A 12,309-nucleotide genomic window follows, 5' to 3' on the forward strand; every position below is an offset into this window, starting at 1 on the left:
TTCAAAATTATTTTGTTATATCTCTATTATTATATAACTCTTTCAGTTCATCGATACTCTTGTTCATCATATCTTCCATAACCTCGTCGTATTCTCCGGCCTCTGCCATGGCTACCTTATCTTTTAGATGCTGAGTCTGCGGTGCAATATACTTTCCCGTTAGACGACGGGCTAGAAGTCCTACATTATAATGAGTTATATTAGCCGGACATCTTGATGCACAAATTCCACAGGCCACGCAGTCAAAGGATTCATGAGCACATTTTTCCAGTTCCCCTCTCTGAGCATAGGCTATATACTGCATTACATTTAGATCCTGAGAACATCCCTTTGTACATGAATTGCACCCTATACAGCTATAGATTTCTGGATAGAGTTTAGCCATCGTATCTGCATTTGGTTCTAGTTCATTTATATCATAAGCTGGTTTTTCTCCAGGGAAAAACGGCAGCTGAGTGAAATACATCCCGTCTTCTACTGTGGTCTGACATGCCAGTGCCACCTTCAGTTCCTTTTGACCCTCTGTCCTGTATATTGTTGCACATGCCCCGCAGAAACCAGACCTGCATCCGCACCCTCTAGTCAGTTTATATCCTGCATATTCCATTGAATCCATTATTGTCAAGCTGGCAGGCACGGTATATTTTTTACCTAATATATATACATCAACCATTTCTCTTTTAGACATTTATGCCTCCTTAATTATTAATATTCATCTGGTAGTTCTGTGATCTCATCGCATCTGAACACAGGACCGTCTTTACACACATATTTATCCCCTATATTACAACGTCCGCATTTACCAAATCCACATTTCATCTTAAGCTCTAGGGTAGTATAGACCTGGTCCTTTTTAAACCCTATTTCCTCTAAGGACTGAAGGGTGTATTTTATCATTATAGGTGGTCCGCAGACCAAGGCAACCTTATTTGTATCAAAGGCTAGCTCTCCCACATAGCTAGGTACAAATCCCACATGTCCTTTCCAGGTATCTACCTCTTTGTCCACAGTAAGATGAACTTTTGTCCCATCCTTTTCCGGCCAGACTTCAAATATATCCTTTGGATGTACAAGGTCTTCAGGAGTACGTGCTCCGTATACTATATCCACCTTCCCATAGTCTTTTCGGTTAGCCATGGCATAGTTTATAACAGAACGAAGAGGAGCTAACCCTATCCCTCCTGCGATGAATAGAAGATCTTTTCCCTTGAGTTCTTCCACCGGGAAATTATTTCCATAAGGCCCTCTTATTCCTATTTCAGAACCCTCTTCAAGCTGGTGAAGATAATCAGTTACATTTCCGCATCTTTTTATGCTGCATTCGATATATCCTTCTTCTGTAGGTGAGGAAGTTATAGAAAATATTGCCTCCCCTATAGGAGGTGCAGATATCATGGCACATTGTCCTGGCATAAATTCAAAAGGTTTCCCTCCGTCGGGATTAACTATCTTAAAAGTTGTGACATCGTGGGTGTCTACCCTCACATCTTCTACAACTGCTATTTGAGGCATCAATGGATCGTTGTCGTGACAAGTGCAACTCATTATTTTTCACCGCCTAATTTTTTGATAACTTTTACTATATCCAAATGAACAGGACATTTGTCCACACATCTTCCGCAGCCTACACATGAATAGACTCCTTCATGATTTTTAGGATAATAGACAAGTTTATGCATAAACCTCTGTCTTACCCTCTGCATCTGGCTTGTTCGCGGATTTCCATGAGCCATAAGTGTAAAATCAGAGGACATACACGAATCCCAGCAACGGAATCTTTCTCCGCTTTTCCCACCGTCATAGTCTTTTACATCATAACAATGACAGGTAGGACATACATAAGAACACGTTCCGCAGGCGAGACATCTTTCACTGAACTCGTTCCACATCTCTTCTTTATCAAATATTTCCTGCTGAGTTCCCTCTATTTTGGAAGGATCTATTTTTGAAAAAGGAAGTTCTTCCATCTTCTCTTTTATCTCATTTTGTATCTCTTTGAGTTTTTTCTCATTTTCTTCCCCGGCATCTTCCAAAAGATCCATAACACTAATAGTTAGAGCCTCTCCCTTTTCACTCTGAGACTTCCAAAGAAGTTCAGAACCAATATCCCACAGAGCTATGTCAGCATCTTTTGGAGCCGAATCAGGTTCTATCCCGAAAGACCCGCAAAAACAAGTTTCTTCAGGGTCATTACATCCCAATGATATTATTGTTCCTTTGTCTCTGTGAGCCTTATAATAAGTGTCCACAGGCTCTCTCAAAAATATATTATCAAGAAGTTTAAAACTTGCTATGTCACAAGGTCTTGCTCCGAAGACTACATAATTGTCTCCCTGGGCGGCAACACTCTTAAGACTTAGTTTTTTACCCTCATTTTTAAATTTAAGGTAGGTTTCCGTTTGAGGAAAAACAATATTTTTAAGAGGCATATTGGTTCTCAATTTTTTCAGATTCACCTTTTCTCCATCTTCCCACATGGAAAAATTAAGTGTTTTATCTTTTTCAACAGGGAGAAACAGATCAAAATCACCACTGATTTTTTGCCACAACTGAGGCAATTTATCTTTTGATATTTTTTTCATCATTTCCCTCCTTTTTTAAATGTGTCTCTATCATTAACCTCAAAGGTCACAAGAGGGGCTGCAGTCGTAGAATCCGATCCTGCATCAAATTCCCCATAATTCTCATTTATATCTTTTATTATTTTACGATTAAGTTTGTCTAAAGGTATCCCCGACGGACATACTCTTGCACATTCGCCGCAATCCACACAACGTCCTGCCACATGGTAGGCTCTTATCATATGGAAAAAGGCATCTTCACTCTCTACTCTTGCTTTCCCAGACAAATCTGCATCATTATTGTCAAATATACACTTTACACAGCTGCATGCAGGGCATATATCACGGCAAGCATTACATCTTATACATTTTTTAAACTGTTCTGCCCAAAAATCATAACGTTCATCGGGAGACATGGCTTCTATCTCTTCTACTCCCTTAAACCTGTCATCTATACTTACTTCTCTTGCTACTTTTTCTCCCATAAGTTCATCATAAACTACAGGATTAGGATAAAGACACAGTGCACATTTATCATACTCTACACTTTCGGCAGATATATTTTTATCGCCGTCCTTAGTCACTAGAGTAACTGTATCTCCGCAACGTGTAACTTTTTTTAAACCTTTATTCAATTCAAGATCTTTTATTTTCTCAGGGTCTATCATTCCTTCACAAGGTATTCCGTAGAGCACCACTCGTTTTCTGTTTACCCTGTTGTCTTTTAACAATTGGTTAAAAGAAGTAGAGTCACATCCCTTTACAAAAATACCAACTTTATCATTTTTTTGAAGTTCCTTTATAAGATACTTGCTCAGATTATTTACACAGAAAGAATCCCATACGATAGAATCTATATCCTCAACTTTAGCAATAAAGGCAGGGTGTGAGTCATACCACAAGTCTCCTTTTTTCCACGCCAGTACTTTATCTACTTCTTTATTTTCAAGGGCACGTTTTGCAGTTTCCCTTATCTTTTCCCCTATCTTTCCCATCTTGCATCCCTCAACTTTCTGTTTGGACCAAGTTTATGAACATTCTCTAAAACCTCATTCATAACACTTGCAAATTTATTTGCCTCTGCAGCAGATATCCAGTCAACCTTAAACCTTCCGTTTTCTATTCCCATATATTCCATAAGATTGGTCACAAGGGAAAACCGTCTTCTGGTATAATAGTTCCCCGTAGAATAATGGCAGTCTCCAGGATGACACCCTGCGATAACTACCCCGTCTGCACCTCTTTGAAAGGCTCTTAATACAAAGTTGGCATTTACTCTGCATGAACATGGAACTCTTATTATTTTTACATTTGCAGGATAGTTCAGTCTGCTATTCCCAGCTAGATCAGCCCCTGCATAACTACACCAGTTGCAGCAAAAGGCAACTATCAAGGGTTTAAATTCTACTGACATATTGCATCTACCTCCGCTAAAATTTGTTTATTTGTAAATCCTTTAAGGTCAATAGCTCCAGGACGGCATGTAACCGTACATCCTCCGCATCCTTGACAGAGAGCTTCATTTACCTTTGCTACCACTTTTTTGGTTATTTTCCCATGATCATTTATCTCAATTTCTTCTGAAGATATTGCATCATATGGACACATTTTTGTACAAGCTAGACATCCGCTGCAGAGATCTTTATCCACTTTGGATACACACGGATTATTTACAAGTTTTGCCTTATTTAAGAGACCTATGGCTTTTGCTGCTGCGGCACTTGCCTGAGCCACCGTTTCCGGTATATCCTTTGGACCCTGACATGCTCCTGCCAAATATATCCCTGCTGAAGCAGTCTCTACCGGTTTCAGTTTTGCATGTGCTTCAGTAAAAAAGTTGTCTGAATCTGTACTTATATTTAATTTTCTTTTGAGATCCACTGCGTCATCTTTTGCCTTGGTCGCTGCAGCTAACACCACCATGTCAGCATCTATCACCAGGGTTTCTCCGCTCATGGTATCTACTCCGTGAACCATCAGCTTATCACCCTCAGGAAATACTTTTCCCACCATACCTTTGATGTAATTTACACCGTAATCTTCTACAGCTCTTCTGTAAAATTCATCAAAGTTTTTCCCCGGAGTACGTACATCTATATAAAATACATAGGCCTCTATATCCGGATATTTTTCCTTTATGAGCATTGCATGCTTAGCCGTGTACATACAGCATATTTTGGAACAATATGATTTTCCTCTCTCCGTCTTATCCCTTGATCCTACACACTGGACAAAGACCATTTTTTTTGGCCTATTCCCGTCAGAAGGACGGACAAATTTACCGCTTGTCGGCCCTGCAGCATTTGTTATTCTCTCAAATTCTAAGGAAGTTACCACATCTGGATGGTCGCTGTACTGGTACTCTCCAAACTTATCAAGGTTTATAAGGTCATATCCAGTCGCAACTACTATCGCTCCATAATTCTCAGTTATTACCTCTTCTTTATCGTCAAATTTTATAGCTCCTGCTGAACACAGCTTTTCACAAAGTCCGCATTTACCTGTTTTAAGTTTTATACATTCTTTTTCATCTATCACAGGTACATTCGGTACTGCCTGGGCAAATGGAGTATATATTGCTCCTCTCTTTGAAAGCCCTTCTTCAAATTCATTCTTTGCTTTTTTAGACGGACATTTTTCTGTACAAACTCCGCATCCTGTGCATTTATCCATATCCACATAACGGGCTTTTTTCCTTATATCCACCTGGAAATTACCAACATATCCTTCCACATTTTTTACCTCACTATATGTGTGAAGGGTTATATTAGGATGCTGGGCAGCATCCACCATTTTGGGGGTCAGTATACAGGCAGAACAATCTAGTGTAGGGAAAGTCTTGTCAATCTGAGCCATCTTTCCGCCGATACTAGGTGACTGTTCTAAAATGTCTACCTTGTATCCAGCCTCGGCTATGTCAAGGGCTGTTTGGATCCCGGCTATTCCTCCACCTATAACAAGGGCTTTTTTCGTTACTCCTATCTCTCCAGGAACCAGTTCCTGATTCAGAGCCACTTTGGCCACTGCCGCTCTTGTGAGAGCTATAGCTTTTTCTGTTCCTGCAGCCTTGTCTTTATGAACCCAAGAACACTGCTCTCTTATGTTTGCTACTTCTATGAGATAAGGATTTATCCCTGCAGCTTTGGCAGCCTTACGAAAGGTAACCTCATGCATTCTAGGAGAACAAGATGATATCACCAATCTGTCTAGGTTATGCTCTTTCACAGCATCCTTTAACATATTCTGCCCTATCTCAGAGCACATATATTGATAATTGCTGGAATAAACTACTCCCGGCATATTTTTTATCTCTTCAGATACCTTTTCTACATCTACGGTGGCAGCTATATTAGAACCGCACCAACACACAAAAACTCCAATTCTTTGCAATGCTATACCTCCTTACAAGATGACACCCCTATAAATATGGGGTTTTATGAATCTATTTGTTATATTTACGGAATGCACTGACTACAGCCTGCTGAGGCATTTTTTTGTCTTCCATTAACTCAGATACAGTTTCAGGTTTCAGTCTGTCACTTCCTTTTTTTCTCACTATGAGAAGACGTGCAGCCTCTATTAGTCTTGCCAGGTCTACATTTCTAGGACAACGGGATGCACATGCAAAACATGAAGCACAGCTCCATATAGTCTTGCTTTCTATGACTTTTTTTACCTGTCCCAGCTGGAGATCTCTTATTATCTGATGAGGGAGGATATCCATTCCACCAGTTGCAGGACAGCCTGCAGTACACTTACCACACTGCATACAGTCGTTTATCGTTTCACCGCTGATTTTTAAGATTTCAGATAGCTCTTTTTTATCATTATCAGGAACAACTTTTGATCTTACCACTCTAATTCCTCCTATTTTGAATATTATTACTTCACTCCCAGGGCCTCAGCTAAAAGTTCTGTGAAATAACTAACCCCTATATTTTTATTACCTGCTTCTCCACTTTCCTCTAAGTTGTACTTGCAGAGAGGACAGGCAGTTACAATCTCTTCCACCTTATTCATAGCCGCTGATTTCACTATATTTTCCGTCATCTCATCTGTCACAGCTTTATTATCAGTTATGAGGTAACCTCCGCAGCACTCTGTCCTATATGGATATTTTACAGGTTCAGCACCTAAGGCAGCTATGAAGTTTTCAATAATGACAGGATTTTCAGGATCATCAAAATTCATTTCTCTATTCGGTCTCAATAACAGACATCCATAATAAGCTCCTATTTTACGACCTTTCAGAGGATTAGTAACTTTTTCAGCTAGTTTATCAAAACCTATATCGTCTCTGAGCATCTCTAGGAAGTGTATTACCTCTCCTTCACCGCTGTAGATTTTTTCAAGTTCTAAATAGTTGTTCACCTTTTCTCTGATTGCCGAGTCATTTTTCATATCATCGTTGACTCTCTTTATAACATGGTGGCATGCAGAACATAGGGTCACCAATTTTTCTCCTTTGTCCCTTGCAGCTGCAAGGCTTCTCACCGAAGATAGTTTTGTAGCCACTTCATCTTTCCCCATTGGATATACAGCACCACAGCACTGCCAATCTTTCTGTTCCTCCATTATTACACCTAGTTCATTTGCAGAATCTAGAGCAAACTTTTCCAGTTCCTGTGCCTTAGTTTTCAAGGTACATCCAGGATAATAACTATACTTCATCTATTCGATCTGAATTCATATTTTGATCCAGATCTTCACCTCCTCTCAAATTATAAATAATATTTTTAATAACTTTGTTACTTTTTTAACAAATAAAATTATTTAAAACTTAAAATCAATATTAAGCTTTGACTTACTTCTTCTTTAAATTTACAGATAATATAATTTACTATTGTAACGTTTAGAAGGATTTAAAAAATAATCAATACTTTTTGTTACAATCTACTACACGATTATATTTCATCTATAAAATAAATACAAGGCCATACTTAATAAGTTAATTAAATAAATCACTTTTTTTAATTAAATTAAGTAATTTAAAATTCCTTATTTCATTAAAAATCCCAGCCAAATTACTTTAGACTGGGATTTTTAATTTATCTTGATAATTGAAGAAAATTACTTTTTCAAAAAATTTGCCTTTTATCTAGGCAACAGTTCTTTTCCAGAGATTCCCGGATTGGTCATGTTAAAAGGGTTCAATATTACATCTATAGCTTCCTGGCTTATAAGACCTTTTCTCACGAGAAGTGTTGCCACAGGGATCCCTTTCTTTAGAGACTCTTTTGCTATATCCGAAGCATTTTTGTATCCAATATGCGGATTCAGTGCCGTAAGAATCCCAATACTGTCATCTACCATCTTCTTGCATCTTGCTTCATTTGCCGTTATTCCCTCTATACAATTTTCAACCAGTGTATCCACTCCATTTTTCAAAATTTCGATGGACTGAAACAAATTAAAGAAAAGAACAGGTTCAAATACATTGAGTTCAAGCTGTCCAGCTTCTGCCGCCTTTGTTATAGTGAGATCATTTCCAAACACTTGAAAAGATACCTGATTCATTACTTCTAAAATTACAGGATTTACTTTTCCAGGCATTATTGAAGATCCTGGCTGCATCTGGGGAAGGTTTATCTCATTAAAACCTGCAGTAGGTCCTGAAGCCATGAGTCTTAAATCATTTACCATTTTAGAAAGATTCACTGCACATATTTTTAGTGCTGAGGACATCCAGACAAATACATCCAAATTTCTAGTTCCGTCTACAAGATCTTCTGACTGGATAAGCTCTATTCCGCTAACATCTGATAAAAATCTAACAACACTTTTAACATAGCTCACATCTGCATTCAGACCGGTACCTACCGCTGTAGCCCCCATATTCACATTTTGAAAATCTTCTAGAACTGATTTAATTCTGTTTATATCCCTTTTTATAGGTTGTGCATAAGCCCTAAACTCCTGACCTAATCTAATTGGTATAGCATCTTGAAGATGGGTCCTTCCCATTTTTATAACCCCATCAAACTCTTTTGATTTTTCCATAAGAGCATCATATAGCTTTTCAAGGCTTACAAGCATCTTTCTACTCATTCTTAGAATTGTCAACTTTCCAGTTGTAGGTATTACATCATTAGTAGACTGGCAATAATTTACATGATCATTGGGGTGTACTAGATCATAGACACCCTTTTCTCCACCTAAAATCTCATTAGCCCTGTTTGCAATTACTTCATTCATGTTCATATTCATGCTGGTTCCGGCTCCGCCTTGTATAACATCAGTTATAAACTGATCATGCATCTTCCCAGCAATGATTTCGTCTCCAGCCATTATTATTGCATCAGAAACTTTCTTTGAAATGACACCTGCTTCGCAATTGGCCATTGCAGCAGCCTTCTTTACCATCGCCATGGAATTCATAAAAAGCGGAGAAACTTTGTAGCCAGTTATATGAAAATTATTTTTCCCTCTTAGAGTCTGCGCTCCATAATATGCCTCTGCCGGTACTTGAATTCCCCCAATTGAATCAAATTCAGTTCTAAACTTGCTCATTTTAATCCCCCCAAAAATTAAATTACGCTGATCATAAAACAATAATTTACCACTATGCCCGTCTTTTAGATTGAATATATAATTTTAAAAATAATTAAAAACTTTTTGTAATATAACACTTTATTTACTTTTCTCTCTTTACAGGCCAATATTACCAGCTAAATTTTCCTAAGTCAACAGTTTTTGAATGTCTTTCCTTCAAAAACTTGTTTTATGATTTTTTTTCTTCACAAACTTTTTATTTAAATTTCACTTTCATTTGATCTGTTTGTTGTTCTCTTAATAGTATTTTAATTTTTATATTCTAAATCTTGAGACAGAAAATTACAATGTATGTCAGCCCTAGATTTATTGTGTTTCAGCACAAAGAAATAAAAATACATTTATCTATTCATAATATTACTATTTTTTTAATACAACTGTTTTTAATAATTAGGCAAGAGATCCTTAATATATTGGTTTTATCCTAAAGGGTGGGTTATTTTTAAATAAATAAACTTCTGATTGTGCTATAGCACATTTTTTTTCAGGTTTACGCCTATTGTATTTAAACCAAAAAAAACTAAACTATCTCATATCAGACAAATTAAAAAATTAGGGGGCTTAAAAATGTGTAAAAAATGTGAATCTAAAGGATTGGTAACAAAATGTTCTGCATGTATAGTTATGTTTAAAAAAATGGAAAAGTTAGTTAATTCAAATTAAGAAATAATCTAATATTTTGTTTTAAAAATATTAGATCCAAACATAATTTTACTTATAAACACATCGATTCTAGCAACTTAGAATCTAAAGCACATTACGAGTAATTAGTTAATATAATACATAGTGCACAGACAAGTCTTAGAAGGTCTATACTCCAACAAATAATAAAATTAATAAAGATTCAAAATATATCAGGTGAAACCTCATCCTAGTTTATGCATCAATCATACTTTCAATTATTATTTTTTTGATTTAAAAAACCTTGTAAAAATAAGCGATCTACAATTTTTTTATCTTCAAAATTCATAATAAATTTTATAAATTTAATTGTTTTATAGATTAAATTGCTTTTGATAATCTTTTGAGGTAAATAAATTATATAGTTATATTTTTTAGTAGGATTTTTTGTGTAACTTAATTGTTATAAGCTTCTTAAAAAAATTTAAAATATTAACTTCGGGAGGTAAACGTGGTAACTCTTTTTACAGAAAATGATAAAGTCAAGATAAAAAACGATATTGAAAACAAGTACCAAAAGGTTGGTCTTCTGTCAATATAGTAGTCAACCTAACACCAATTTTTTCTGTATTTTTTCAAACTCAACAGGGGAGACATTTCCTAAGAAACTGTGTCTCCTCTCTTTATTATAAAATTCTATGTAATCAAATACCATTGCCTTCATATACCTTTTAGTTACTAAACCTTCTACATAAATCATCTCTTTCTTCAAAGAAGCATGAAAGGATTCTATTACTGCATTATCATAACAGTTCCCACGTCTACTCATAGATTGGATTAATCCTAGCTTCTTTACAAGGTTAGAGTACTCCCTACTCGAATATTGCGATCCTTGATCACTATGAATTATCAGTTCTTCCTCTGGTTCCTCCAGTAAAAATGACCTTGTTAAAGTATCTATTACTAACTCACTAGTCATGCGCTTACCTATATCGTAGGCGATAATCCTTCTAGAAAAAAGATCCATAATTGTGCTTAAATATAGCCAACCTTCGCTTGTCCAAATATATGTGATATCTGTAACCCAGACCTCATTTTTTCTACCTACTTTGAATTTTCTTTTTACAATATTTCCTGTGATATTTTCTCTTTTACTCTTTTCATTTCCTGTTTTAAACTTCTTGGTAGAATTAACTGATATATCATTTTCTTTCATTATTCTATTTATTCGTCTTTCGCTTGTTATTATGCCATATTCATCTTTGAGCTCAACCTTTAGTCTAGGGGCTCCATAGCTCCTCTTATGTCTGTTCTTTCTGACCTCTAGAATACTATCTAGAATCCCTTGATCCTTTTTCTTTCTCTCAGTAGTTTTGTTATTCTGAAACTTATTAAAACCACTTCGAGAGACTTCTAGGGCTCTACATATCTGAGATATAGAATGAACATTTCTGTGTATTTCAACGAAGATAAAGAGTTCCCTCTTAGTTATCTTTTTTTCCTTGAGAATATGGCTGTAGCCTTTTTTAAGATCTCTATATCCTCTTCTTTTTCCTTAAGTAGATTTTTCAACCTGATAATTTCTTTGTCTTGAGCGCTTAACTCCATGTCCTTCTTAGGACCTCCAAAGTATTTCTTTTCCCAGGCAGCAACAGTATTAGTGGTAATACCGTATTCATTTGATAGCTCTACCTTTGTTTTTATTTTAAGGAAAGAAAGCTCAGCGATTTGCTTCTGTTTCTCCTCTGAAAATCTTGCATATCTTCTTTTTTCTTCCATCATAGCCACTCCTAAATATGTTTATTTTTTATTATATATTTTTGAGTGCTAAACTGTCTACTAAACCATCATAACACCAAGGTTGCGTCCACTGCCGAGGGACAGTTTAAATATCCTACAGGTAGAGAAGCACTGGAAAGATTAAAATATGATCCTGTAATTCTTAGAACACTTCCAGAGTCAGTAACAAATTCCTACTGCGGTACTGGAAATCCATTTTCCATGGAAACTATAGGGGCTGAAGAGATACTTTTAGATTTTGGGTGTGGAGCAGGTGTTGATGCCATCTTTGCTGCCAAAATGACCAAGAATACAGGCAGAATTATAGGTCTAGATATAGTTTCAGAGATGATTAAAAAAGCCGAAATAAATAAAAAAACTCTAGGTATTACAAACCTAGAGTTAACCTTATCTAATGGAACTATATTAGAGTTTGCAGATGAATATTTCAACACTATTATCTCCAACAGTGTGATCAATCTTGTTCCTGACAAAGAGACAATTCTTAAGGAGTTTTATAGATGTCTGAAACCAGGGGGAAAGCTCCTATTGGTAGATCAAGTTTTTAAAGGAACGAAGATCAAAGAACATCCTGCTAGAGTTAAAAGCTGGTTCCAATGAGAAGGTGGAGCTGTACCAGAAAAGGTTTTTCTGGAAATGTTAAAAAACACAGGTTTTAACCATCTGAAAGTTTGGGGAGAAACTGGATTTAATAGTTCTCCTAAAACTAAAGGGATTTTGATCAGCTGTAAAAAACCACAGGCTTCAGAGTATTGTAAGCCTAAAGATTAGAAGG

Annotated in this window: 11 protein-coding genes and 1 pseudogene; 1 reads left to right on the forward strand and 11 read right to left on the reverse strand. The window is 36.4% G+C overall.

Features of this window, described 5'->3' with window-relative positions; all coding sequences use genetic code 11:
* Positions 1-7: 7 nt before the first annotated feature.
* From ILYOP_RS13075 to ILYOP_RS13125, 11 genes are all read right to left on the reverse strand, one after another.
* Positions 8-688 (reverse strand): 4Fe-4S dicluster domain-containing protein, encoded by a 681-nt coding sequence (locus ILYOP_RS13075; protein WP_013388977.1) that lies wholly within the window; start codon positions 686-688, stop codon positions 8-10.
* A gap of 17 nt (positions 689-705) precedes the next feature.
* Positions 706-1,545, reverse strand: a complete 840-nt coding sequence (locus ILYOP_RS13080; RefSeq protein ID WP_013388978.1) for an FAD/NAD(P)-binding protein — start codon at positions 1,543-1,545, stop codon at positions 706-708.
* Positions 1,545-2,582 (reverse strand): 4Fe-4S dicluster domain-containing protein, encoded by a 1,038-nt coding sequence (locus ILYOP_RS13085; protein ID WP_013388979.1) that lies wholly within the window; start codon positions 2,580-2,582, stop codon positions 1,545-1,547. The genes ILYOP_RS13080 and ILYOP_RS13085 overlap by 1 nt, the downstream gene beginning before the upstream one ends.
* Positions 2,582-3,556 (reverse strand): 4Fe-4S dicluster domain-containing protein, encoded by a 975-nt coding sequence (locus ILYOP_RS13090; RefSeq protein ID WP_013388980.1) that lies wholly within the window; start codon positions 3,554-3,556, stop codon positions 2,582-2,584. Before ILYOP_RS13090 ends, ILYOP_RS13085 begins: the two co-directional genes overlap by 1 nt.
* Positions 3,544-3,975, reverse strand: coding sequence for a hydrogenase iron-sulfur subunit (locus ILYOP_RS13095; protein ID WP_013388981.1), 432 nt, complete (start codon positions 3,973-3,975; stop codon positions 3,544-3,546). Before ILYOP_RS13095 ends, ILYOP_RS13090 begins: the two co-directional genes overlap by 13 nt.
* Positions 3,966-5,951, reverse strand: a complete 1,986-nt coding sequence (locus ILYOP_RS13100; RefSeq protein WP_013388982.1) for a CoB--CoM heterodisulfide reductase iron-sulfur subunit A family protein — start codon at positions 5,949-5,951, stop codon at positions 3,966-3,968. Before ILYOP_RS13100 ends, ILYOP_RS13095 begins: the two co-directional genes overlap by 10 nt.
* A 52-nt stretch (positions 5,952-6,003) precedes the next feature.
* Positions 6,004-6,417: a 4Fe-4S dicluster domain-containing protein gene (locus tag ILYOP_RS13105; protein ID WP_013388983.1), complete on the reverse strand. Its 414-nt coding sequence runs from the start codon at positions 6,415-6,417 to the stop codon at positions 6,004-6,006.
* A gap of 26 nt (positions 6,418-6,443) precedes the next feature.
* The gene (locus ILYOP_RS13110) at positions 6,444-7,232 is read right to left on the reverse strand and encodes a CoB--CoM heterodisulfide reductase iron-sulfur subunit B family protein (protein WP_013388984.1); all 789 of its coding nucleotides are present in this window, start codon (positions 7,230-7,232) and stop codon (positions 6,444-6,446) included.
* 423 nt (positions 7,233-7,655) lie between these two features.
* Entirely contained in the window at positions 7,656-9,071 is a 1,416-nt protein-coding gene (locus ILYOP_RS13115) for an aspartate ammonia-lyase (protein ID WP_013388985.1), read from the reverse strand.
* Positions 9,072-10,338: 1,267 nt separating this feature from the next.
* Positions 10,339-11,244 carry an IS3 family transposase gene (locus tag ILYOP_RS13120; protein ID WP_148223647.1) on the reverse strand — a complete coding sequence of 302 codons (906 nt, stop codon included), beginning with the start codon at positions 11,242-11,244 and terminating at the stop codon, positions 10,339-10,341.
* On the reverse strand, positions 11,223-11,516 hold the full coding sequence (locus tag ILYOP_RS13125) for a transposase (RefSeq protein ID WP_083789061.1): 294 nt from the start codon (positions 11,514-11,516) through the stop codon (positions 11,223-11,225). The genes ILYOP_RS13120 and ILYOP_RS13125 overlap by 22 nt, the downstream gene beginning before the upstream one ends.
* A gap of 75 nt (positions 11,517-11,591) precedes the next feature.
* On the opposite strand from ILYOP_RS13125, the pseudogene ILYOP_RS13130 reads away from it, so the two are divergent.
* Positions 11,592-12,293: pseudogene (locus tag ILYOP_RS13130) on the forward strand (methyltransferase domain-containing protein); the annotation flags it as partial.
* Positions 12,294-12,309: the final 16 nt, after the last annotated feature.

It is taken from the genome of Ilyobacter polytropus DSM 2926, assembly GCF_000165505.1.
Lineage (GTDB): Bacteria > Fusobacteriota > Fusobacteriia > Fusobacteriales > Fusobacteriaceae > Ilyobacter > Ilyobacter polytropus.